The organism is Pontiella desulfatans (assembly GCF_900890425.1).
In the GTDB taxonomy this organism is placed as follows: domain Bacteria; phylum Verrucomicrobiota; class Kiritimatiellia; order Kiritimatiellales; family Pontiellaceae; genus Pontiella; species Pontiella desulfatans.
In genome coordinates, this window is record NZ_CAAHFG010000001.1 from 3,270,852 (window position 1) to 3,294,055 (window position 23,204).

Consider the following 23,204-nt stretch of genomic DNA (forward strand, 5'->3'; position numbering starts at 1 on the left):
GGTGCGGGGGCATTTCCCGGCGGGGAATGGTTGGTGCGGGAGCGGGGACATTCCTGTCCCCGACGGGGGCAAGAAAGCCCCCGCTCCGTTGGAACCGCCCATTGATCCCGCCCACTCGCGCCAGCGGGCGAGGCCGGTGCGGGCTAGTCCAACCGGTCGTCGGCGATGTGCCAGTCGAGCCCTTCGATGACGCTGACCTCGATGATGTTGTCGGCCTTTTCCATCAGTTCCAGGCATTCCGGGCTGAGGTTGAGCAGGTGCAACGACTTGCCTTGGTCGGCATAGCGCTCGGTGATATTGTTGATGGCCTCTATGGCGGAGTGGTCGTAGACGCGCGCGTTCTCGAAATCGATGACGACATCCTGCGGATCGTTGAGCGGATCGAACAGATCCTTGAAGGACTGGGCGGAACCGAAGAAGAGCGCGCTTTCAAGGTGGTAGACCTTGGTTCCGTGCTCATCGGTCTTGATGTTGGCGTGGATTTTCTTTCCGTGCTGCCAGGCAAAGCCGAGCGCGGAGACAACGATGCCGACGAGTACGGCGATCGCCAGGTCGTGCAGCACGGTCACGACCGATACGAGAACGATAATGAAGAGATCCATCTTGGGGATGCTGCCGACCAGGCGGAAGCTCGACCATTCGAAGGTGCCGATCACGACCATGAACATGACGCCGACGAGCGCGGCGAGCGGGATGATTTCCACGAGCGGTGCGGCGAAGAGCAGGATGGCCAGCAGGAACAGCGCCGCGGAGATGCCGGAGGTGCGCCCGCGTCCACCGCCGCGGATATTGATCATGCTTTGGCCAATCATGGCGCAACCGCCCATGCCTCCGAAGAACCCGTTGACCAGGTTGGCCAGGCCCTGGCCAATGCATTCCTTGTTGCCCCGCCCGCGGGTTTCGGTGATTTCATCCACCAGCGTCAGGGTCATCAGCGATTCAATCAGGCCGACCGCGGCGGCGAGCGCGGAATAGGGCAGAATCATTTTAATATTGGCCCAGGTGAGGGGCATATGGGGGAACGCAAACGTCGGGAAGCCGGCCGCAATGGTTTCCTTGGTTGGGTCCATCCCCTGCACAAAGTCGAGCACGTTGCGCGATTCGTGGATGCCGAACTTTTTGAGCACGATGGAAATGATGGTTACCGTGACAATGCCCATGAGCGTGGCCGGCACAGCCTTGGTGAGCTTGGGCAGGAAAAAGCTGATCGCCATCGTCAGCGCAATCATGCCGCCCATGATTCCCAGCGCGGCGGGGTTGAGCAGATGCGCCTCTTCGCCATGGCCGACATAGAACATTTCGAACTGCGACTTGAAGATGATGATGGCCAACCCGTTCACGAAACCCAACATGACCGGATGCGGCACCAGGCGGATAAACTTTCCGAGTTTGAAGAAACCGAACAGCATTTGGAGGATGCCCATCAGGATGACGGCCGAAAAAAGGTAGCCGGTCGCGGTTTCCGTATCCACATTTTCCCCGTAGAGCCCCAGCATCAGCGGGGCAAAGATGACGGCCACCGCGCCGGTCGCACCGGAAATCATGCCGGGTCGTCCGCCGAAGATGGCCGTAATCAAGCCCATCATGAAGGCGGCGTAGAGCCCAATGACCGGATCGACCTTGGCCACGAACGAAAAAGCCACCGCCTCGGGCACCAGCGCCAGCGCCACGGTCAGGCCCGATAGGATGTCGTTCTTGGCATTGCGCGGACGTTCGATCTTCAGTTTAAACAGCTTATTGGTCTTCTGCATGGGATTTTCCGATCTTCGTTATGTGCATTTTTCCGGCTAAAAGCGCGCGACTATCCCACAATCGCCCCCCAACGCGAGTCTTTTTGAGGATTATATTAATCTCTGAGCAGCAGCGATCCCCTTCCCTCCCCACCGTCCAGCACTCCACCCATTTTTCGCCCGATTGCCCGGTACGGATGAATCCCCTCCTCCACAAAATATCGAACGATTAGAAGCGGGGGACGTTGACACGGGCGGGGGGTTTGATAAGAATTCGCCCTTCATTTTTCAACCCAAGGCACAAGACGAAGGAGAACCCCAGCATGGCCGCAAAGAAAGACGCCCCCACCGACAAATCATCCGCACTCAACGCAGTTGTTGCTCAAATCCAAAAACAGTATGGCGAAGGGGCGATCGTTAAACTGGGCGATGCCTCCGCAAACAAGCATATCGAATCCATTTCCACCGGCGCGCTGACGGTCGACCTCGCACTCGGCATCGGCGGTTTGCCCCGCGGGCGCATCGTCGAAATCTACGGGCCGGAATCCTCCGGGAAAACCACGCTGGTTTCCCATGTGATCGCGAATGCGCAGAAAGCCGGCGGCTCCGCGGCGTTCATCGATACCGAGCACGCGCTGGATCCGGGCTATGCCAAGAAAATCGGCGTCGACATCGACAACCTGCTCGTCTCCCAGCCGGACTCCGGCGAAGAAGCGCTGAACATTTGCGAGGCGCTGGTGAAAAGCAACTCGCTCGACGTGGTCGTGGTCGACTCGGTCGCCGCCCTCGCGCCGCGCGCCGAACTCGATGGCGAAATGGGGCAATCGCACGTGGGCCTGCAAGCCCGGCTGATGTCGCAGGCGCTGCGCAAGCTGGTTTCGGCCATCAACCATTCAAGCTGCATCGTGATCTTCACCAACCAGATCCGGGAAAAGGTGGGCGTCATGTTCGGCAGCCCGGAAACCACCCCCGGCGGACGCGCGCTGAAATTCTACTCCTCCGTCCGGCTCGACATCCGCCGCATCGGCCAGCTGAAAGACTCCGCCGGCAACGTCTACGGCAACCGCACCCGCGTCAAGGTGGTGAAAAACAAGGTGGCCGCCCCCTTCACCCAGGCCGAGTTCGACATTCTCTACGCCGAAGGCATTTCCTTCACCGGTTCGGTGATCGATGCCGCCATCGACGCGGGCATCATCGACAAGAAGGGCTCCTGGCTCTCGATGGACGGCACCCAGCTCGGCCAAGGCCGCGATGCCGCCGTCCGCGCCCTCAAGGAAGACCAGGAACTCTGCGACTCCGTCATCGAGCGCATATACAAGGCGCGCGAGGAAGCCGCAGAAAGGCAATAGGACGTCACTTTCATGAACAAGGAAATCCGATGGAAACAGCGGTTCTCTAATTTTGAAAAGGCGTTCCGGACGCTGGAACGGACGGTAGCGATTGAGCATCCGTCGGAGGCGGAACGGGGTGGCCTGATCCAGTTTTTCGAGATGGCCTTCGAACTGGCATGGAAGACCCTGAAAGATTATCTCGAAGCGGACGGCTATCAAGTAAAGAGTCCGCGCGATGTACTGAAACAAGCATTCCAGTCCGAAATCATTAAAGATGGCCATGCGTGGATCGAGGCGTTGGAAGACCGCAATCTTGCCGCCCATACCTATAATGAAGAAACGGCTCTAAAAATTGAGGGGCTGATTCGCGATAAATATTTTCCAGCACTCGCGACCTTGCATGAAACGCTCAAGTCTGAGGTCGAATGATGGCATTCGGGCTGACCGACAAGGACATTGAATTGATTCGTTCGGCAATTGAACAACACCGGGAGATTGATGAGGTTCTTGTCTTCGGCTCCCGGGCAATGGGAAATCACAAGGTCGGTTCCGATGTGGATTTGGCGGTTAAAGGTAACGGAGTGAGCCTTCGCACCATTTCCAGCCTATCTTCCCGACTTAACGAGGAAGCTCCTCTTCCCTACCAGTTCGATGTGATCGACTATGCCACCATCGACACCCCTGCCCTGATTGAACATATTGATGTCCATGGCAAGGCGCTGTATCAGCGAAAGGAACGGGCGGAATGATTTTCAGGCAGAATGGTTTTGACTGGCATAAGACGGAAGGGAGTTTCCCTCCAATGGCGTTACCTTTGCGACTTTGCGTCTTTGCGGTCATCGCCTCAGTCCTGCTTGGCTGCACACCGGATCAGGAGCGGGTTGAGTGGCCGGCGTTCGATGGGCAGCGCGCCTATGCCGAGGTGGAGGCGCTGGTTCAGTTTTCCCCGCGCGATGCCGGGACGCCCGGAGGCTGGAAGGCGGCGAAGCATATCCACCAGCGGATGGAGAGCTTCGGCATCGAAACCGACCTCGACACCTTCACCGATATGACGCCGGACGGCGAAAAGACCATGATCAACGTGGTTGGAACCGTGCCGGGAAAGACCCCGCGCTGGATCATTCTGGGTTCCCACTTCGACACGATGCCGGGGATCGACCCCTTCCAGGGCGCGAACGATTCGGGATCGAGCACCGGCATCCTGCTGGAGCTGGCCCGCATGCTTGGGGCATCCCAAACGGTTCCCGAGGTCGGGATCATTTTCGCGTTCTTCGACGGCGAAGAAGGCATTGCCGGCTACATTCCCGGGGATGGCCTGCACGGTAGCCGCCATATGGCCCGGCAGCTGGCCGAAACCGGCGACCACAAGAAAATCGATGCCATGATCCTGCTGGATATGGTCGGCGACAAAGACCTGCATTTCACCGTGCCCTACAATAGTGAACGGAAACTGGTGCAGGAGGTTTTCAAGGCGGCCCAGGCCACCGGGCATCGCGACCGCTTCTCGCTCACCCGCTCCGTGATCACGGACGACCATGTCCCGTTTCTCGAGATCGGCATCCCCGCCATCGACCTGATCGACTTCAAATTCGGTTCCGAACCCGGCCTCAACGACCACTGGCATACGGAGGCCGACAACCTGGGCAACATCAGCGCCGAGAGCCTCGGAATCAGCGGAACCATCACCCTCAAACTACTCGAAAAACTGGCATTTCCCGCAATATCCGATTAATCTAATCATGTTTTAGCCAATTTAATGAAAAGTGGGCTTGCCAGAGCCGATTCAATCCATTTATATCGATAGCTCTTTTATACAAAACCGGAGAAAAATATGGCCGAAGAACTGAAGCATTTGATCGAACAGATCCAAAAAGAAGGGGTTGAGAAAGCCAACAAGGAGGCTGACTCCATCATCTCCAAGGCAAAGGAAAAAGCCGCAAAAATCGTGGCCGAAGCCGAAACCAAGGCCCAGGAAACCCTGAAACGGGCGGAAACCGAATCCGCCGCCTTTGCGGAACGCTCCGTGAAGACCCTCGAACAAGCCGCGCGCGATCTGCTTATCACCGTGGGGCAAGGTTGCGAAAAGGTGGTGACCGCCACCCTCGGCAAGGAAGTCGACAGCGCCCTCTCCACCGACGTGCTCGGGAAAATGATCGCCGACGTGGTTAAGCAGGGAAAGGATGGCGCCACGGTCACGGTTAGCGAAAGCGACAAAGCCGGACTGACCGCCCTGTGCGCCGGCATCGCCAAGGAATCCGGAAAGACGGTCGAACTGGAAGCCAGCTCGGAAATCCTCAGCGGTTTCAAGGTGGTCTTCGAAGGCCAGAACGCTTCGCTCGACTACACGGGCGAAGCGGTGGCCGCAGCACTGGCCGCCTTCCTTCGTCCGGAACTCGCCAAGACCGTCAGCGGCGTTGCCCGCGAACAAATTTCCAAATAACCGGATTCCACGATGGCCTACTATTCACTCGTAGCCAGTTTGCCCAGTCTCCAGATCGGGGACGAACCTCCGTTCACGACGGAGGAATATGTGGACAACTGCGCGCAATGGGTAACGGAACGCGAAACCGAAATCCTGCGCAAGGTCTTGCTGCAGGAGCCGGACATCGCCCCCTGCCCGCTCTGCAAAACCGTCTATGATCTCGAATGCCAGATCCGCAATGCGGTCGCCCGCCAGCGCGGGCAGAAACTAGGCATCGATTTCAAGGAATACCTGCAGCCCCACGACGGCTTCAGCGGACAGATCGAAACCTTTGTGGCCGATGCCATGAACCAGACCGATCCCGTCGAGTTGGAGCAATATCTCGACCGCGGCCGCTGGAAGCTGGCCGAGGAGCTGGTCGGGCAGGACCCCTTCGGTTTCGAAAAGGTGCTGGCCTACGGAATCCAATTGAAAATCGTCGATCGCTGGAACCGCATGGACGTCAGCGCCGGCAAGGAAAAACTTGAGGCCGTCATCACGGCGAACACGGAAAAGGAAGAAAAATCCGACGAATCAGACCACCCGTCTGACCAGACTGATTTCATGGAGAACTGATTATGAGCGCAAACATTGGTAAAATCACCGGGGTGAACGGCAACCTGCTGAAGGTTGAATTCGAGAATCCCGTGATCCAGAACGAAGTGGCCTACGCCTGTGTCGGAACCGGAGACCTGAAACTGAAAGCCGAAGTGATCCGCATCCGCGGCAACAGCGCCGAGCTCCAGGTGTTCGAGGATACCGTGGGACTGAAAGTGGGCGATCCGGTTGAATTCACCGGCGAGCTGCTTTCCGTGGAACTTGGCCCGGGCCTGCTGAGCCAGGTGTTCGACGGCCTGCAAAACCCGCTGCCCCGCCTCGCCGAGGAATGCGGCTTCTTCCTGCAACGCGGCAAATACCTCGATCCCCTTCCCCGCGATACCAAGTGGGCCTACACCCCGAAACTGAACGTGGGCGACACCGTTGTTGCCGGCGACACCATCGGCTCCATTCCCGAAGGCTTGTTCGACCATTGCGTCATGGTTCCTTTCAATGTCCGCGGGAAGTGGACGGTTGAAAGCCTCAAACCCGCCGGCGAATACACCGTGGAAGAAGTGGTTGCCGTCCTGAAAGACGACAAAGGCAACTCCCGCGACTGCAAGATCATGCAGATCTGGCCGGTCAAGATGCCGATCAAATGCTACGCCGAGCGCCTGCGCCCGACCGAATCGATGGCATCCGGCATGCGCACGATCGACACCTTCTTCCCCGTCGCCAAGGGCGGAACCTTCTGCGTTCCGGGTCCGTTCGGCGCCGGCAAGACCGTTCTCCAGCAGATCATGTCGCGCCACGCCGAAGTGGATATCGTGATCATTGCGGCCTGCGGCGAGCGTGCCGGCGAGGTGGTGGAAACCCTCCGCGAGTTCCCGGAACTGACCGACCCGCGCACCGGCAAATCGCTGATGGAGCGCACGCTGATCATCTGCAACACCTCCTCGATGCCGGTGGCCGCCCGCGAAGCGTCCGTATACACCGGCGTGACGCTGGCCGAATACTACCGCCAGATGGGACTCGACGTCCTGCTGCTGGCCGACTCCACCTCCCGCTGGGCGCAGGCCCTGCGCGAAATGTCCGGCCGTCTGGAAGAGATCCCCGGCGAGGAAGCCTTCCCGGCCTACCTCGAATCCGTAATCGCCTCCTTCTACGAACGCGGCGGCGTGGTGAAACTCAACAACGGCGAAACCGGATCGGTCACCATCGGCGGAACCGTTTCCCCGGCCGGCGGCAACTTCGAGGAACCGGTTACCCAGGCCACCCTGAAAGTGGTCGGGGCGTTCCACGGCCTCTCCCGCGCCCGTTCCGACGCCCGCCGCTACCCGGCCATCGACCCGCTCGATTCCTGGAGCAAATACCCATCGGTGGTTGATGTCGACAAGGTTGCCAAGGCCCGCAAGGTGCTGCGCGACGGTTCGGAAGTCGGCCAGATGATGAAGGTGGTCGGCGAGGAAGGCACCTCGATCGACGACTTCGTGCTCTACCTGAAGTCCGAGTACATCGACGCAACCTACCTGCAGCAGAATGCGTTCAACGAAACGGATGCCGCCAACTCGGTCGAGCGCCAGGAATATGTGTTCAACAGGCTGCTCAAGCTCACGGAAACAAAGATGTCGTTCAAGGAAAAGGGCGATGCCCGCTCCTTCTTCCAGCAGCTCACGCAGACCTGCCGCGACTGGAACAACAGCGAATTCCAATCGGATGAATTTAAAAAAATTGAAGAGCAAATGACTAAAGCGCTCGCGGAGGTTTCTGATTATGCAGAATAAAGTCTATCACCGGATTGAACAGATCACCGGCAACGTCATCGTGGTCAAGGCCGACGATGTGATCAACGGGGAGCTGGCGCAGGTCGATTCCGCCGTCGGCGTTTCGCTGGCGCAGGTCATTCGCCTTGAAAATGAAAACGTGTTCCTGCAGGTGTTTGCCGGCGGCCGCGGCATCGGCACCGATGCGAAGGTTCGTTTCCTGGGCCGCACGATGCAGATCCCGTTCTCGGAAAACCTGCTCGGCCGCGTCTTCACCGGCTCCGGCGAACCGCGCGACAACGGCCCCGTGATCGAGGAAAACATGATCGAGATCGGCGGACCTTCGGTCAACCCGGCCAAGCGCATCATTCCGCGCAACATGGTGCGTACCGGCATCCCGATGATCGACGTGTTCAACACGCTGGTGGAATCGCAGAAGCTTCCGATCTTCTCGGTGGCCGGCGAGCCCTACAACGAACTGCTCGCGCAGATCGCCCTGCAGGCGGAGGTGGATGTGATCATCCTCGGCGGCATGGGCCTGAAGCACGACGACTACCTCTTCTTCCGCGACAAGCTGGATGAAAGCGGCGCCCTTTCGCGCTCCGTCATGTTTGTCCACACCGCATCCGACCCGACGGTGGAGTGCCTGCTGGTACCTGATGTTTCATTGGCCGTGGCCGAAAAATATGCGATGGAAGACAAACGCGTGCTCGTGCTCCTGACCGACATGACCAACTTTGCCGACTCGATGAAGGAAGTGGCCATCACGATGGAGCAGATTCCCTCGAACCGCGGCTATCCCGGCGACCTCTACTCGCAGCTGGCGGCCCGATACGAAAAGGCCGTCGACTTCGAAGGCAGCGGATCAATCACCGTCCTGGCCGTGACCACCATGCCGGGCGACGATGTGACGCACCCGGTTCCGGACAACACCGGCTACATTACCGAAGGCCAGTTCTACCTCAAGAACGGGCGCATCGAGCCGTTCGGCTCCCTTTCGCGCCTCAAGCAGCAGGTGAACGACCGCACCCGCGACGACCACCGCACGATCATGGATACCATGATCCAGCTCTACGCGAACTACAAGGAAACGCTCGAGAAGCAGTCGATGGGCTTCCGCATGTCGGGCTGGGACAGCAAGCTGCTGAAGTATGGTGAAAAATTCGAAAGCAGCATGATGGACATCACCGTCAACACCCCGCTCGAAGAAGCGCTCGACAATGGCTGGAAGATCATGGCCGATTGCTTCGAGCCGGCGGAGACCGGTATTGCCTCCAAGTATACGGAAAAATACTGGCCCGCGTAGGGGCGGGTTGCATCCCGCCCATACCCAAAGGCAAACGACATGGCCAAAATCAAACTAACCAAAAACGAGCTCAAGACCCAGCGCGATGCGTTGAAGCGGTTCAGTCGCTACCTGCCGACGCTCCAGCTCAAAAAGCAGCAGCTCCAGATGGAGATGCGGCGTCTCGACGTCGAAATCCTCGAAAAGCGCGACGAGGAGCAGGAGGCACGGGCCCAGCTGAGCTCATGGATCCAGCTCTATTCGGAACCGGTGGATCTCGCACCCTACGCCGAACTGGAGGAGCTCAAGACTTCGCACGGCAACATTGCGGGCGTGAACATTCCAATTCTCGAAAGCTTGGTTTTCAAGCACGTGGTTCCGAACCTGTTCGAGACGGACGCATGGACGGATATCGGCATCGAGACGATGAAGCAGCTGACCCGCCTGCGGGTCGAGCGGCAGATTCTCGAAGAGCAGCACCGGTTGCTCGGCGACGAGCTGCGCACCACGACGCAGCGCGTCAACCTTTTTGAAAAAGTGAAGATTCCGGAAGCCAAGGAAAACATTCGCGTCATCCGCATCTTCATGGGCGACCAGCAGACCGCCGCCGTTGCCCGCTCCAAAATTGCCAAAGGAAAAAGCGCATGATCGTTAAGATGAAAAAACTGACGCTCCTGTGCACCCCGGCCCGGCAGGAGCAGACCCTGGATGCCCTGCGCGACCTGAAGGTGGTTCACGTCGAGCACGTGCAGCCCCCCGATGGGCACGACTTGGAAAAGGCGCGCAACCACCTCGCCCATGTACAACGGGCGCAGGAGGTGTTGAACGCCCAACCGGACGCCGACCCGACCGGCAAGGATCCGGACCAGCTGGTCGACACGGTCTGGGAACTGCTGCACCGGGAAAAGGAACTGAAGGAATCCCTTCAGGCCCTCGAACACGAACACGAGCGAATTGCCCCGTTCGGCGAATTCGATCCACGCGCGTTCAACAAACTCAACCAGAGCGGTGTTGTTGCGAAGCTCTACGAACTACCCACCAAAGATACTCCGGAAGCCCCCGATGGCGTGGCCATCACGGAAATCAGCAGTAGCAAGAACACGATCTATGTGCTGGCCGTTGCCCGCGAGGAATTCACCCTCCCCGCCCACGAGGTGCGCATTCCCGATCAGTCGCATTCCGAACTGCACCGCCATATCGAGAAGACAAAAAAAGCCCTCGAGGCAAATGCCGCCGCATTCCAGAAGTATGCCGGCGATAAAAAGCTGGTTGATGAAATCGTCGACAAAGCGACCGATGAAGTTCGCTACCAGGAAGTGCAAAAGGGCATGGGCGCCCAGGCCTCCATCATCTACCTGCAAGGCTTCTATCCCGTTGACCGTGAAGACGACATTGCCACCGCCGCCGCCGAACATGGCTGGGGCTACACCTTCGAGGAGGTGGGCGACGATGAACAGCCACCCACCCTGCTGCGCAACCCCAAGTGGGTCAAGCCCATCCAGGCCGTGCTCGATGTGATTGGCGTGGTTCCCGGATACAAGGAGCTGGACGTCAGCGCATTGTTCCTGATCTTCCTAAGCATCTTCTTTGCCTTCCTCATCGGCGATGCCGGCTATGGCCTGCTTTTCATTGGCCTCACGGTGTTCGGCAAGGTGAAGAGCAAAGGCAATGCCGCGGCACAGCCGGGGTTGAACCTGTTGCTGATCATGAGCACCTGCTGTGTCATTTTCGGTGCCCTGACGGGCAATTATTTCGGGATCCCGACGGATTCGCTTCCGGCGCCGCTTCAGCTCCTGGTGAGTGACTTCATGACGGGGATGCAGGCCGACACCGGACTTCGCGATGCCAACGTGTCGGCCAACAACATCATGTTCATCTGCTTCGTGATCGGAGCCGTGCATATCACCATCGCCCACACCTGGAACTTCATCCGCAAGATCAACAGTTTCGCCTGCTTGTCGGATCTGGGTTGGATTCTATCCACCTGGGGATTGTTCTTCCTGGTGCTGGAAATGGTGATCGGAGTGGATGCGATTCCGGTACCCATGATGCCGAAGCCGGTTCTGGGCGGCCTGGTGGGCACGGGGGCCGGCCTGATCCTGATCAGCCTGCTGGCTAGCAAGGCCTATTTCGGCCTCGTCACCCTCGCCCTCGACCTGATCAACAACTTCGTCGACATCATTTCATACGTCCGGCTCTATGCGGTAGGTGCGGCTTCGCTGGCCATTGCCGTGGCGTTCAATGAGATGGCGCTTGGAATCGGCTTCAAAGGACTTGGCTCGATCGGGGCGGCGTTAATCCTGTTCCTGGGACACGGCCTGAACATTATTCTTTGCGCAATGGGTATCCTGGTGCACGGCATCCGCCTGAACACCTTGGAATTTTCCGGGCACGCCGGCGTGGAATGGGGTGGAATCCACTACAATCCGTTTAAGAAGAAGAACGAAACTTTAAATTAATTAGAATCGACAATAGGAGGCAATACAATGGACATAACAGCAATAGAAGCAGCTAAGATGGGCGCAGCAATGGCTTTGGGATTCGGAGCAATCGGATCCGCGCTTGGAACGGGAACCGCCGGCATGGCCGGTATCGGCGCATGGAAAAAATGCTACCTGCAGGGCAAGGCCGCTCCCTTCATCCTGCTCGTATTCATCGGTGCTCCGCTGTCGCAGACCATTTACGGCATGCTGCTCATGAACTTCATCCTGAAAGCCGACCCGAGCACGGCGCAGCTGGGCGCGGGCATCATCGGCGGTATCGCCATGGGCATGTCCGCCTGGTACCAGGGCAAGGCCGGCGCCGCCGGTTCCGACGCACTGGCCGAAACCGGACAGGGCTTTGGTAACTACCTCACCGTTCTCGGTATCGTGGAAACCGTCGCCCTCTTCGTGATGATCTTCATCCAGAAGGCGCTCTAGGGTTTTTCAAAAGTCTAGAAATGCAAAACGCCCGCCGCGCAAGCGGCCGGGCGTTTTTTTGATCAAGGTATGTAGTTCCGCCTTTAGGCGGTCATTCCGCAGAGCCGCCTAAAGGCGGAACTACGAACTTTTTTCCCTACCCCCACTTGCCTTTGCCCATGTGGCCTTGCATTTCGGTCATGGAAAGCTTCATCTGGATGTACGATGCGTTCAGGCACTTCTCGAACACGTCCACGCATCCCGGATCGAGGGCATCCTTGATGCCGTCTTCGCAGACCCGCTCGATCTGGCGCGCCAGATCCACCAGCTGCGCGTGCAGGGCATTCGTATGGCGGGAACGCTCGATCAGCGCCGCCGCCTTCTCGTCCAGCGCCGTGAACTTTTCGGCCGGTGCGCCGCATTTCGGGCAGGTGGCACACACCTCGTCGCCGTCATGGATATATCCGCAAACTTCGCATTTCCATTTCTTCATCGTGGTCTCCTTGTACTTGGTTAGGTGAAAAGAATTTTAGATTTAATCCTCCGAAATGCAAGGCGCAGATAAGAAATTTGGAGTGCGCGGGCTGGACCGCGCTTTCAAACACCGGTGCCAAGCCTTTTAAAAGCGCGGTCCAGCCCGCGCGTACTCCAAAGCGGCTACGCCACAATCTAAAAGCGGTGTCGAGCCATCGCACTCCGAAACACTGCTCGCCGGCATGCTCCTCCATATGGAGTGCGCCGGCCCGCAGGGCGACGAAGTCGCTCGACGGCGCTTTTTAATGCCGCGTAACGACTGGACGTTCGGCGGGTTAGCATCCGGCTCCTTTTAAAGCGGTGTCGAGTCGCTGCACCACCCTTCGGGCCACCGCACTCCAAAAGATTGCGCCTCTGATACGGATATGCATAATGCCTACATGAATCTTTCAACCATCACACAAACACTCAACGAGATCGCCCCGCTGAATCTTGCGGAGGAGTGGGACAATGTGGGCTTGCTGATCAATCCGCTGAAGCCGCGGAACGTGAAGAAGGTGCTGCTGACGATCGACCTGACCGAGGCGGTGGCGGACGAAGCCATTGCCGGCAAAACCGACCTGATCGTGGCCTACCACCCGATCCTGTTCCGTCCGGCCAATCGGCTGAATGCTGAAAATGCCTACGACCGCACCGTGATGAAGCTGATCCAGAAAAACATGGCGGTCTATTCCCCGCACACGGCCCTCGATGCGGTGATTGGCGGCGTGAACGACTGGCTGGCCGATGGCGTGGGTGATGGCGAGGTTTCCGTTCTCCAACCGATTCCCGGATCCGATGCCGGCCAAGGACGGCTCGTCGAACTAAGAAAGGCTGTGAAGGTGAAAACGCTTGCCGGTCGCATCAAGCAACATCTGGGGCTGAAAAGCCTGCGGATCGCCGCTCCGGCGGAAGGCGCATCCATTAGCACCATCGCGCTGTGCGCAGGAGCGGGAACTGACGCGTTCAAGGGCATCCAGGCCGACTGCTACCTGACCGGCGAAATGAGCCACCACAACGTGCTGACGGCCACGCTGGGCGGTTCGCACGTCATTCTTTGCGAACATACCAACACCGAACGCGGCTATCTGCCCTCATTCGCAAAGATTCTCAGAAAAGCCCTAGGAGCGGGTGTTGAAATCGTGATTTCCAGCAAGGATGCCGACCCGATTCAGATGGGTTGATTTACAGGACTATTGATAACAGGACTATTTCCTTTTTAAGCGGAAAAAATGGTTCTCCGTATATTGTTATGGTGGGTTGTGCGACTTTGCAGCGAATGGAACCATGAAGACTGTTGGCAAAATTCCAGATGAGCGGCTACCGGGATCTCCTTCACTACGAAATTCTACGGGCACCGAAAAAATAGTCCTGTTATCAATAGTCCTGTTGCATTTCGCCCGCCGGAACGGTTTAATCCCGCACATATTTTCAGAAAGGGATTTACTCTATGGCTAAAAAGAAAAAATCAGCCTACGCCGAAGCGGGCGTGGATATCGATGTAATGATGAATTCGCTCAAGCGGATCGGCAAAAAGGTTAAGGCCACCAATACCTCGGGCGTGGTTAGCGAAATCGGCTCGTTCGGCGGGTTGTTCAAGTCGCCGGGCAAGGAAAGCCTGCTGGTCAGCAGCGTGGACGGCGTCGGCACCAAGCTGAAGGTGGCCAACATGGCCAACAAGCACACCACGGTCGGGCAGGATCTGGTGAACCACTGCGTGAACGATATCCTCGTCCAGGGTGCGGAACCCCTCTTCTTCCTCGACTATCTCGGGGCTGCGGCACTGGATCCCAAAGTGTTCGAAGACGTGGTCGGCGGCTTCTGCAAGGCCTGCAAGGAAAACGGCATGGCCCTGCTTGGCGGCGAAACCGCCGAAATGCCCGGCCTCTACCCGAACGGCGAATACGACCTCGTCGGAACCGTCGTCGGAACCGTTGAGCGCAAGAAGCTCATCACCGGCAAGAAGATCAAAAAAGGCGATGTCCTGATCGGCCTGCCCTCCACCGGCCTGCAGACCAACGGCTATTCCCTCGCCCGCAAGGTGATCTTTGAAACCGCCGGGAAGAAACTCTCCGATCTGGTTCCGGGCACCAAGGTTACCTTTGAGAAAGCCCTGCTGGCCATCCACAAGAGCTACCTGCACCCGGTCAAAGCCGTCATGAAGAAGGTCGACATCCACGGCATGGCGCACATCACCGGCGGCGGGCTCTACGACAACGTGCCGCGCGTACTGCCCGAAAACGTCGATGCGCAGTTCGACCGCTCCACCTGGAAGACTCCGGCCATCTACGAATTCATCGAAGAACAAGGAAAGGTCGACCACGAAGAAATGTACCGCGTCTTCAACATGGGCATCGGCTATGTGCTGATGGTTGGCAAGAAGGACGTCGAACAGACCTTGAAGATCCTGAAGGCGAACAAGCAACGCGCCATCATCGTCGGCGAAGTGGTTGCGGGCTCCGGCAAATCGGTCTTGATTAATTAAGAACCTTCCAGGCTGTTAGAAAACAGGACTATTGATGACAGGACTATTTTGCTCCTGAATAGTCCTGTTATAAATTGTCCTGTAATATTCATATACACTTGAACTGCCGCTTGGAAACGAGCGGCTTTTTTTTATGCAAAGATCCAACCGGTGGTAGACGTATAGGCATTGAACCCTAACCCGGAGGTCATGAATGAAACGGTTCTTTGCCAAGCACGCAAAATCGAGTGCCCTGCTCCTCACGCTATCCATCCATGCCGCCCTGCTGATTGTGGCAACGGGTTTCGTGGCCTTCAAAATCCTGGTTGAGCCGCCCGTCGAATTCCGCCCGGCGCAGTTCGATCGCAAAAGGCCGAATGTACCGCTCAAACTGAAGCCGCCCAAAACACGAACCCCCAAGGCCCCCAAGCCAAGACTCCAGGAGCCGAAACGGATTACAGCAATCAAACCGACGAATGTAATCCTTCCCCGGATGGCCATGATCGGTGTGCCCATGCTCGGCAACACGGACGGAGCCAACGAGGGACTATCGATTGGGTTCGATACGGAATTCAACTTTTTCGATTCGCAGGCCAAGGGGGAAAAGGTTTGCTTCATCGTCCACTTCGGCCCGGCCACCATCGGCAAGACCCCCTACAGCCGAATGACCGGCTATACGATCCGCAAGCGGCTGGAGGACATTGTTGGCCAGCTGCCGGACTATGCGCTGTTCAATGTGGCCTGCTATTGGGCGGGCGACACCTGCGCCATGGCGCCGCAAATGATGCTGGCCAACCCGGCCAACAAGGAAAAGGTGCTCGACTGGATGGAACCCGTTAATCCGCTGGAAGGCAACTACAGCCATTGCTTTGCCTGGAACGATGCGGAAAGCCGCGTACGCTCCGCACGCAACCAGTGGCCCACCCGCGTCGAACCGCTTCCGGGCTATTCGACGAAATGGGCCTACCCCTACGTCGTCCCCGAACCTCTCGAAAAAAAATATCTCGGCAACAAGGGCTTCACGCACTGGGGCCGCGCCGTCGCCTGGTCGATCCTGACCCAGCAGCCGGACACCATCTTTGTGCTGACCACCAACTATATCGACGGTTGGGGCGGCGGCGGGAAAGGTGAACCGGCCAAGATGGTGGCGGGCTACAAAAAGATGATGCTCGATGCCTACGGGCCCGACAAAAAACGCTGGCCCACCATCAACGTCGTGGTGCTCGCCCATGCCGGCAAGGATTCAACCGGAGCCCACAACGTGCTCGATTCCCAGTTCGGCCCCATCGTCCGCGCCTTCCATGGCGACGGCTCCGTCATCGAAGACATTTCCAAGTTCATGAACGATGCGGAAAAGAAGCTGCTTCGGCAGTATGCTTCGGAGCATGGAGAATAATCGCCGCTCCGGCGCCCGGGGAGCGCAGCCCTATTCAAAATAGACGCCGCCCTTTTCCAGGGCCAGGCGCAAGTCCAAGTAGGGCAACGATCTGGAATCGTGGCCATTCAGCGCGCAGAGGGCGGCGGCCGTTCCGCTGGCCTGCCCCTGCCCCATGCAGCTGACCGTGTTGCGGGTCGACATGTGCGCCTTATGGTCGGAGGTGATCATCATCCCGGACACATAGAGGTTGTCCAGCCCCTTCACGCAGAGCGCGCGGTATGGGATGCCGTAGCTTCCGCCGTTGGCGATCTGGAAGCGCGGCGCCATGTCGTGGAATCCATACACGAAGACGTCGTCGTCGAAATGCATGCCATGGATCACGTCCTCGTGCGTGATGTCGTAGTCGCAGGCGACGCAGCGACCGCGGCGGATAACGAGCGAGGGGCTGGTGCGGGTCATGAACGCTTTCTCGAAGCCGGGGATGTGCGCGCGGAACAGCTCGACCCCCTTTTTCATGCGCTTGCGCAATTCCAGCTCGGCCTTCGCCACCGCATCGCGGTCGGTCGGGCTGACCGGCAGCTTCATGTTCATCTTGATGAACATCAGATAGTTGTCCTGCGTGGTGGTCGAGATGGCCGACATGCCGATCTTACGCGCGCCTTTGACGAACTCCTCGGGATAGCCCTGCGAACCCTCGGCGCCGATCCGGATGATGCGCCCCGGCTCGCCGCTACGCACGCCGTAGGCCAGCTGGTGGACGGCGTCGCGGTCGGCCAGGAATTGGTAGTAGCGTTCCAGGTCGACGTTCCCGAGCCCCATGCTGTTGACCACCGCATAGTCGTTGGGTTCGGTATACTCCGCGCCGGCGTGCGCGGCCAGGTCGGCATAGCCGGTGCAGTCGACGAACGACTTGGCATACACCACCTCGCGCCCCGAACGGCTTTCGAGGATCACCCCTTTCACGCGCGGGCCCTCGGTCACCGCGCCCGCGAGGAAGGTGTTCACGCACACGTAGACGCCCGCCTCATCCAGCATTTCGTGCGCGTTCAACTTGTAGAGTTCGGTATCGATCGCCGTGCAGACCGAATCGTACGCATAGTGCTTTTCCATTTCGGCATATCCCGTCGCACCGCCCATGGCCGTCAACCGATCGACCATTTCCGCGGGGATGCCGCGCACCAGTTGCCGCTTTTCAACGCCCGGAAACGCCTTCCAGAGATTATAGAAACTGTGTAGCGCAGTACCGCCCTCGACCGCAACCCCGCCGACATAGCCCTTGCCTTCCACCAGGATGGTTTTGGCGCCGGTCCGCGCCGCGGCGATCGCGGCGATCACGCCCGCCGTGCCGCCCCCCGCCACCACCACATCGAATTCGCGGACGGGCAGTTTTTTGGAGGCTTCGGTGTAGAACCCCGCAACCTCCGTCTTTTCCGGGGCGGCCGTCGCCTGACCGGCCAGCAACCCCAAACCAAGTGATCCGGTCGTCCTATAAAAATCCCTGCGATCCATGCCAGCCCCCTTCAACAATTTCGGTTAGTGGCAAACCGCTCCCTTCCACCCATTGGAACCCGTCCCCCGAGCGAACGGCACAAAGAGCAATGCCAGGATCAAATGGCGTAAAGGAATACGCGGCCCTTGTCAAGAGTCGGCATCCATCGCGGGTCAAGCATGCAACGCCGCATCCCCGGCGCTGTAGACCAGAATGATGTCGCCCGGCAGGTCGATGGTTTCCTGCAGCGAGGGAGCCAACGGTCCATTGGAATCCTCGCTGGACGGTTCGAAACCGGTTGCTCACACGAAAGCGTGATCTGATCTTTCTCCATGTCGTTGATCGCGGGATGGAATTGATGAAGCGATCCCGCGTTGACGCCCCGCCCCGTCAGCTCCCGCGCCATCAGCGATTCGAATTGATTGACACGAAACTTGCTCTCGCCGATGGCGATCACCGCCGTTTTGCCTAACTTACGTTCGGAAAATTCCGGGTTGGTCTACGACGGGTTCTTTCTGGACACGCACGAAGAGAGAAGGCTCGCGCACAGGGCCGCGGTGCTTAACGATAAGATCATCTTGTTCATACTGGATCATTTTTTGATGGATTGACGATGGGCAACCATAGTCCAAGCAACGGTCGCGAAGCGAGGCTTAGCCAAACAAAGCACATGGCACTATTATAGTCGAAAGGAGGATGGTTGGTATACCTCCCATTTTCGACCGGCTCTTTTTCAGCGTGCGCGATATCGATTTGTGCATCCAGCCGGAGGCCTCCCCCTCAAGGAGGAATCATAAAAGAGAGACGATCCATCCCTCTTATTCGACGAGACGGAAGAAGCCGACGTCGTTGGTCGGAAGCAGCGTCCATTCCATCAGGTTGGTTCCATCCGCGATCTGGGGAACTCCAACGGTTTCCCACGTCGTGTTGGTGAGCGAGGAGCTGGACTGCAACGTGTTAGTCGTGCCCGCCTCGCCCAGCGTCGCGATGGTCCAAGCACCGCCCGACGCGGGAAAGAGTTGAAGCATCGGGCCCCCGCCTACGGCCTCCGAGATACCGGGAAGATCGGCGTTCGTGTATAGATCGATGGAGTAAATGGTCGGCGATGTAAAATCAAGATAGGTCACGGCAATCACTGCCGTATCGCCTAATGAACCATGCTCATAGGTATCGAATGCGGCGGGCCTGCCTCTGACATAGTTATCAAATTTTCCAATAACTCTCGCCCAAGTACCACCGCTGATCTGATAAAGCACCGTATCGCCATCGGATTGAGTTACCTGCACCCAGATTTTCCCGCTGCTCACCTGCCTAAGCTCCAACCCGAGGATGGTAACCGAGGCCAGACCGGGAACTACCTGACCAACCTTCGCGATGACGGTGGTGGTGGTGCCGTCAGAGGAAAAAAGCACGATATCCCCTCCGGATCCCACGCCCTTCACGTAGACTGTTCCCTGATCAATTTCCACAGTGTCATGATCAGGAGTGCCGGCATACGTCGTGCCCGCAACCCCCGGCATCGCGTCACCATTGCCGATGATTCGGGTCAAGGTTCCGTCAGAGGCGCGGCGTTGGATGTCATAATCCCCTATCATGCCCGTCGCGAAAGCCAACGACTCACCATCATAATCCAGTATCGAGGCCAAATCGGCGAAGTCCGAATTGTCCAGCCAGAGCTCATTCGGATTGCCCTCCGAGGCGTACCAGATGTTCACCTGTCCCAGCCCCGCATGTTCTAAATAAACGAATCGACCGTCGACATAGTTACCTAAATTAATCCGCTGTTCCGGCGTTGGAGAATCGACCGCCGACAACCCACTAGCAGTGTATGTTTGGCAGGGATAGATCAGAAGGTTGGCCACGGGACAGATCAGAAAACTTCCATCAGGCTTCGATCCCATGTAATCGAACCGTGCGGCCTCAGTGAACTCAGGCTGCGCCTTGACCGCGCAGGTATAAGCCCCGCTATCGTCCACGAAATAGACCCCGTTCCCCCATAAACGATGCATAATGACGACCCCTGCGGAGTTAAGATAGATCTCCGATCCACTGGAAAACCTGGGAATTTCCGGCGCCCCTTGCGGCAATGAACCTCCGACCCATATCCGACGAAAATCCTTTCCACCGAACGACGGATTTTGGGCCGAAACCTCAATCGATAGAAGGACTGCGAGAACGGGGTAAACCATGAACTGTTTCATTGCACGTCTCCTTTTGAAGGTTGGGTATATACCTTTTCACCTAGGAGTTAGCATAATCGGCCCCACCGGAACTATCCATGAGTATTATGATATTTATTCTAGTATTTAATACTATGAACATGGGGATTTCCGCCCGTGGAGACCAAGCGATGGGCACGCGGCCTTTTCGGGTGCGATGGTGACGGCGAAGCGGCTGTTGGATTCGGAGACAGCTTTGCCGTATAACAAGTTCATAGAGAACGCCTTCTTAATGTCGTCGATCTGACCGATGAAGGAAACGAGCGATGACAGAGGTATTGATTACCGCCCCCCCGTCCCGCCCTGGGAAGGAATCAATCCATCGTGCGGCAAAACTCGATGTCGGTGTTGTCGAACGTGAGCTTGCCAAGGCGCAGGCGGACGGTTTTCTCGCGCCCGGTCGGGTGCAGCAGGTCTTCGAGCATCAGCCGCCCCTCGAACTCCTCGGGCCAGCCGACCAGGCGTAGGCGGACTTTGCGGTTGAGCGCGATGCCGAAGCGCTCGTTCAGCATACGGATCGCCTCCGCCTGCTCCGACTCAAATGCGCTCCAGCCCTTTTCCTCCACAACAACGGGAAACTCCAGCAGGCTGTCCGCCGAAAAATCAAAGTCCAATTGAGCATCATCATGCATCATTTCATCGCAACTCCCACAGCATCTTCCCCACCAGCCGTCTCCGGGTAGTCCCGCTCGAACACCTCGGCCACTTCGATTTCGTGCAGCAGGATCGGCAACGCCTCCTCCCAGTTTTCACGCACGGTCTGCAAGGCGCTTTCATTCACGCCATGCCGAATTTCGCACAAGCGCTGAAGCGCCCCGTCCAATGTCATCTTTTCCATATTTTCCCCGACTCCGATTCCAACGGCTTGAACAAATCATCGAGGTCGGCTTCGCCCCATTTGGCGAGCGCCTCCTTCTGGTCGCCGAGCAGTCCGTCGATCAACCCTCTTTTCCTTTCCTGCATCTCGAGGATGGTTTCCTCGACGGTGCCGGAGGCAATGAACTTGTAGACAAAGACCGGCTTGTCCTGCCCAATGCGGTAGGCCCGGTCGGTCGCCTGGCTCTCCGCCGCCGGGTTCCACCACGGATCAAAATGAATGACGGTATCGGCGGCAGTGAGGTTGAGTCCCGTTCCGCCCGCCTTGAGGCTGATCAGAAACACCGGCACCTTCCCCGCCTGGAAATCGGCGACGGGCGTCTTGCGATCCTTCGTGCTGCCCGTAATCTTGACGTAGTCCACGCCGTGTTCCTTGAGCGTGTCCTCGATCAGCTTGAGCATGGAGGTGAACTGCGAAAAGATCAGCACGCGGCGGCCTTCCGGAACCATCTCGTGCAGCATTTCGCGAAGGGCTTCGAGCTTGGCGGATTCAAAAATATCCCGGGCAGATTCGAGCTTGAGCAGCTGCGGATGGCAGCAGACCTGCCGCATTTTCAGCAACGCATCCAAAACAATGATGTGCGAGCGTGCCAGCCCCTTGCCCTTGACGGCCTCGCGCACGCGGTCTTCGGATGCGGCGCGGACGGTTTCGTAGAGTTCCTTCTGCGCCAGCGTCAGCTCAATGCGGTGGATCATTTCCGTTTTAGGCGGCAGCTCCTTGACCACCTCGTCCTTGGTGCGGCGCAGCGTGAACGGAGCAATCCGCCGCGCCAGCACGCCGCGCACCACGCCGTTGCCCGCCCGTTCTATCGGCCATCGGAAATATCGGCGGAATACGCCGTGCGTTCCGAGCAGCCCCGGCATCACGAAGGAGAAGAGCGACCACAGCTCGTCGAGGTTGTTTTCCAGCGGCGTCCCCGTCAGCGCGATGCGCTGGTGCGCATCGAACAGGCGGACGATGCGCGCGGCAATCGTCTTGTGGTTGCGGATAAACTGCGCCTCGTCGAGAATCAGCAAATGGAAACGATGCTTAAGCAGTTCCTCGCCGTCGCGCGCCAGCAGCGGATAGGAGGTGACAATCAGATCATGGTTCGCGAAATCCTCGAAATGGTCGGCGCGTCCCGCGCCATGCGAAACATGAACGTTGAGCGACGGGGCAAACTTTTTTGCCTCGGCCTCCCAGTTGTAGAGCACGCTGGTCGGTGCCACGATCAGGCACGGGGCATCCATCCGCCCGGCCTGCTTTTCCACCAGAATATGCGCGAGCGCCTGCACGGTTTTACCCAGCCCCATGTCGTCGGCCAGCACGGCGCCGAAGCCCGCATCGCGCAGGAGTTGAAGCCAATTGAGCCCTTGCCGCTGATAGTCGCGCAGGTCGGCCTTCAACGCGCGCGGTTTGCGCACCTTGGGGGCATCGGTCACCAGGGCCAACCGCGCCGCCTTTTCCTTGAGCACCTCGGGCAGCTCCGCCTGGAAATCCTCCAGGTCCCGCAGACGCGCCAGCTCCATGGCGCGGATCCATGGTATTTCGACCGACTCGCCGCCGGCCTTCAGCGCATCCTTGTCGAGCAGCTCCAGCAGCGAGGCCGTCAGCAGGTCGATGCGCTCCGGCGGGATCGACACCCGCCGCCCGTCGTCGAGCAGCAAATAGTCCAGCGGCTTACCGCCGTGCAGCCGTTCCAGCAAAAACGGAAGAATGTTGATGCGCCGGTTGGACAGTTCGAAACCAACCTTCGCATGGAACGACCCACCGGCGGTTTCCTCCAGATCGACGTACCAGCCTTCCGGCGAATGGACTGAAAGCTCGAACGAGGCATCCATCTCGATCCGCCAGCCCTGCGCCTCCAGGACCGGAAGGGTCAGCTCGACAAACAGCAACCATTCCTGCTCCGTCCTGCAGCTTTTCCAACCGCTGCGCGGATCGGATTTGTCGACCCAATGATACACCTTCGTCAGGTTCTGCAGCGGCGGCAGATCCAGCAAAGCCGATAGCTTCAGCTCGGCATCGCGGTTGCGACGCACCTTTTCCCCGCCGCAATCGATCAGTGCCTTGGGGTGATCGGGCGGAATGCGGACGCCGTCGTATTCAAACTCCAGCCGAAGACAATGCACCGGACCGGTCGTCCCGGCATAGAAATAGTTCTTCGCGAACCGCTCCGTTGGCAGCGATAAAAGCGAAAGCACCCCAAACGGAGTGCCCTGCTTCTCGGCTACGGCCTCTAAGCAGAAATCTTCCATCTCAAGAATGAGGGACGCTC

21 protein-coding genes are annotated in these 23,204 nt (G+C 58.3%); 14 read left to right on the plus strand and 7 right to left on the minus strand.

What is annotated here, in order from left to right; genetic code table 11:
- Positions 1–143: 143 nt before the first annotated feature.
- Complete coding sequence (locus E9954_RS11530) at positions 144–1,733, minus strand: solute carrier family 23 protein (protein ID WP_136080222.1); 1,590 nt, start codon at positions 1,731–1,733, stop codon at positions 144–146.
- 320 nt (positions 1,734–2,053) lie between these two features.
- On the opposite strand from E9954_RS11530, the gene recA reads away from it, so the two are divergent.
- From recA to E9954_RS11585, 11 genes are all read left to right on the plus strand, one after another.
- A complete protein-coding gene (recA, locus tag E9954_RS11535) occupies positions 2,054–3,079 on the plus strand; it encodes a recombinase RecA (protein ID WP_136079317.1) in 1,026 nt (341 codons plus the stop codon).
- Between the two features lie 12 nt (positions 3,080–3,091).
- Entirely contained in the window at positions 3,092–3,490 is a 399-nt protein-coding gene (locus E9954_RS11540; protein ID WP_136079318.1) for a nucleotidyltransferase substrate binding protein, read from the plus strand.
- Positions 3,487–3,810, plus strand: a complete 324-nt coding sequence (locus E9954_RS11545) for a nucleotidyltransferase domain-containing protein (RefSeq protein ID WP_136079319.1) — start codon at positions 3,487–3,489, stop codon at positions 3,808–3,810. Before E9954_RS11540 ends, E9954_RS11545 begins: the two co-directional genes overlap by 4 nt.
- A 53-nt stretch (positions 3,811–3,863) precedes the next feature.
- Positions 3,864–4,793 carry a M28 family metallopeptidase gene (locus tag E9954_RS11550; protein WP_168442181.1) on the plus strand — a complete coding sequence of 310 codons (930 nt, stop codon included), beginning with the start codon at positions 3,864–3,866 and terminating at the stop codon, positions 4,791–4,793.
- A gap of 99 nt (positions 4,794–4,892) precedes the next feature.
- Positions 4,893–5,501, plus strand: coding sequence for an ATPase (locus E9954_RS11555; protein ID WP_136079321.1), 609 nt, complete (start codon positions 4,893–4,895; stop codon positions 5,499–5,501).
- Between the two features lie 12 nt (positions 5,502–5,513).
- Complete coding sequence (locus E9954_RS11560) at positions 5,514–6,098, plus strand: DUF2764 family protein (protein ID WP_136079322.1); 585 nt, start codon at positions 5,514–5,516, stop codon at positions 6,096–6,098.
- 2 nt (positions 6,099–6,100) lie between these two features.
- The gene (locus E9954_RS11565) at positions 6,101–7,843 is read left to right on the plus strand and encodes a V-type ATP synthase subunit A (RefSeq protein WP_136079323.1); all 1,743 of its coding nucleotides are present in this window, start codon (positions 6,101–6,103) and stop codon (positions 7,841–7,843) included.
- Positions 7,833–9,128, plus strand: coding sequence for a V-type ATP synthase subunit B (locus tag E9954_RS11570; RefSeq protein ID WP_136079324.1), 1,296 nt, complete (start codon positions 7,833–7,835; stop codon positions 9,126–9,128). The genes E9954_RS11565 and E9954_RS11570 overlap by 11 nt, the downstream gene beginning before the upstream one ends.
- Positions 9,129–9,167: 39 nt before the next feature.
- Positions 9,168–9,755: a V-type ATP synthase subunit D gene (locus E9954_RS11575; protein WP_136079325.1), complete on the plus strand. Its 588-nt coding sequence runs from the start codon at positions 9,168–9,170 to the stop codon at positions 9,753–9,755.
- Positions 9,752–11,566, plus strand: coding sequence for a V-type ATP synthase subunit I (locus tag E9954_RS11580; RefSeq protein ID WP_136079326.1), 1,815 nt, complete (start codon positions 9,752–9,754; stop codon positions 11,564–11,566). The genes E9954_RS11575 and E9954_RS11580 overlap by 4 nt, the downstream gene beginning before the upstream one ends.
- Before the next feature lie 27 nt (positions 11,567–11,593).
- A complete protein-coding gene (locus tag E9954_RS11585) occupies positions 11,594–12,028 on the plus strand; it encodes a V-type ATP synthase subunit K (protein ID WP_136079327.1) in 435 nt (144 codons plus the stop codon).
- 136 nt (positions 12,029–12,164) lie between these two features.
- Here the strand turns inward: E9954_RS11585 and E9954_RS11590 are convergent, their stop codons facing one another.
- Positions 12,165–12,500, minus strand: a complete 336-nt coding sequence (locus E9954_RS11590) for a rubredoxin-like domain-containing protein (RefSeq protein WP_136079328.1) — start codon at positions 12,498–12,500, stop codon at positions 12,165–12,167.
- A gap of 406 nt (positions 12,501–12,906) precedes the next feature.
- Between E9954_RS11590 and E9954_RS11595 the strand changes: the two genes are divergently transcribed.
- From E9954_RS11595 to E9954_RS11605, 3 genes are all read left to right on the plus strand, one after another.
- Complete coding sequence (locus E9954_RS11595; RefSeq protein ID WP_136079329.1) at positions 12,907–13,704, plus strand: Nif3-like dinuclear metal center hexameric protein; 798 nt, start codon at positions 12,907–12,909, stop codon at positions 13,702–13,704.
- Between the two features lie 266 nt (positions 13,705–13,970).
- On the plus strand, positions 13,971–15,005 hold the full coding sequence (purM, locus tag E9954_RS11600; protein WP_136079330.1) for a phosphoribosylformylglycinamidine cyclo-ligase: 1,035 nt from the start codon (positions 13,971–13,973) through the stop codon (positions 15,003–15,005).
- Positions 15,006–15,198: 193 nt separating this feature from the next.
- On the plus strand, positions 15,199–16,380 hold the full coding sequence (locus tag E9954_RS11605) for a hypothetical protein (RefSeq protein WP_136079331.1): 1,182 nt from the start codon (positions 15,199–15,201) through the stop codon (positions 16,378–16,380).
- Between the two features lie 30 nt (positions 16,381–16,410).
- On the opposite strand, the gene E9954_RS11610 is transcribed toward E9954_RS11605, so the two are convergent.
- From E9954_RS11610 to E9954_RS11630, 5 genes are all read right to left on the minus strand, one after another.
- Complete coding sequence (locus E9954_RS11610) at positions 16,411–17,871, minus strand: FAD-dependent oxidoreductase (protein WP_136079332.1); 1,461 nt, start codon at positions 17,869–17,871, stop codon at positions 16,411–16,413.
- Positions 17,872–18,669: 798 nt separating this feature from the next.
- Positions 18,670–19,860: a hypothetical protein gene (locus E9954_RS11615; RefSeq protein WP_136079333.1), complete on the minus strand. Its 1,191-nt coding sequence runs from the start codon at positions 19,858–19,860 to the stop codon at positions 18,670–18,672.
- A 524-nt stretch (positions 19,861–20,384) separates the two neighbouring features.
- A complete protein-coding gene (locus E9954_RS11620; protein WP_136079334.1) occupies positions 20,385–20,705 on the minus strand; it encodes a hypothetical protein in 321 nt (106 codons plus the stop codon).
- On the minus strand, positions 20,702–20,908 hold the full coding sequence (locus E9954_RS11625; protein WP_136079335.1) for a hypothetical protein: 207 nt from the start codon (positions 20,906–20,908) through the stop codon (positions 20,702–20,704). The genes E9954_RS11620 and E9954_RS11625 overlap by 4 nt, the downstream gene beginning before the upstream one ends.
- The gene (locus E9954_RS11630) at positions 20,896–23,184 is read right to left on the minus strand and encodes a DEAD/DEAH box helicase (protein ID WP_136079336.1); all 2,289 of its coding nucleotides are present in this window, start codon (positions 23,182–23,184) and stop codon (positions 20,896–20,898) included. Before E9954_RS11630 ends, E9954_RS11625 begins: the two co-directional genes overlap by 13 nt.
- Positions 23,185–23,204 lie beyond the last annotated feature (20 nt).

Bases quoted from the DNA above. Each gene is read 5' to 3' on its own strand.
- E9954_RS11565 (WP_136079323.1), top strand. From the start codon at position 6,101: ATGAGCGCAAACATTGGTAAAATCACCGGGGTGAACGGCAACCTGCTG.
- E9954_RS11615 (WP_136079333.1), bottom strand. From the start codon at position 19,860: ATGCATCGTTTATGGGGGAACGGGGTCTATTTCGTGGACGATAGCGGG.
- E9954_RS11555 (WP_136079321.1), top strand. From the start codon at position 4,893: ATGGCCGAAGAACTGAAGCATTTGATCGAACAGATCCAAAAAGAAGGG.
- E9954_RS11630 (WP_136079336.1), bottom strand. From the start codon at position 23,184: ATGGAAGATTTCTGCTTAGAGGCCGTAGCCGAGAAGCAGGGCACTCCG.
- E9954_RS11595 (WP_136079329.1), top strand. From the start codon at position 12,907: ATGCATAATGCCTACATGAATCTTTCAACCATCACACAAACACTCAAC.
- E9954_RS11540 (WP_136079318.1), top strand. From the start codon at position 3,092: ATGAACAAGGAAATCCGATGGAAACAGCGGTTCTCTAATTTTGAAAAG.
- recA (WP_136079317.1), top strand. From the start codon at position 2,054: ATGGCCGCAAAGAAAGACGCCCCCACCGACAAATCATCCGCACTCAAC.
- E9954_RS11575 (WP_136079325.1), top strand. From the start codon at position 9,168: ATGGCCAAAATCAAACTAACCAAAAACGAGCTCAAGACCCAGCGCGAT.
- E9954_RS11580 (WP_136079326.1), top strand. From the start codon at position 9,752: ATGATCGTTAAGATGAAAAAACTGACGCTCCTGTGCACCCCGGCCCGG.
- E9954_RS11585 (WP_136079327.1), top strand. From the start codon at position 11,594: ATGGACATAACAGCAATAGAAGCAGCTAAGATGGGCGCAGCAATGGCT.
- E9954_RS11570 (WP_136079324.1), top strand. From the start codon at position 7,833: ATGCAGAATAAAGTCTATCACCGGATTGAACAGATCACCGGCAACGTC.
- E9954_RS11560 (WP_136079322.1), top strand. From the start codon at position 5,514: ATGGCCTACTATTCACTCGTAGCCAGTTTGCCCAGTCTCCAGATCGGG.
- E9954_RS11605 (WP_136079331.1), top strand. From the start codon at position 15,199: ATGAAACGGTTCTTTGCCAAGCACGCAAAATCGAGTGCCCTGCTCCTC.
- E9954_RS11610 (WP_136079332.1), bottom strand. From the start codon at position 17,871: ATGGATCGCAGGGATTTTTATAGGACGACCGGATCACTTGGTTTGGGG.
- E9954_RS11545 (WP_136079319.1), top strand. From the start codon at position 3,487: ATGATGGCATTCGGGCTGACCGACAAGGACATTGAATTGATTCGTTCG.
- E9954_RS11590 (WP_136079328.1), bottom strand. From the start codon at position 12,500: ATGAAGAAATGGAAATGCGAAGTTTGCGGATATATCCATGACGGCGAC.
- E9954_RS11620 (WP_136079334.1), bottom strand. From the start codon at position 20,705: ATGATGCATGATGATGCTCAATTGGACTTTGATTTTTCGGCGGACAGC.
- E9954_RS11550 (WP_168442181.1), top strand. From the start codon at position 3,864: ATGGCGTTACCTTTGCGACTTTGCGTCTTTGCGGTCATCGCCTCAGTC.
- E9954_RS11625 (WP_136079335.1), bottom strand. From the start codon at position 20,908: ATGGAAAAGATGACATTGGACGGGGCGCTTCAGCGCTTGTGCGAAATT.
- purM (WP_136079330.1), top strand. From the start codon at position 13,971: ATGGCTAAAAAGAAAAAATCAGCCTACGCCGAAGCGGGCGTGGATATC.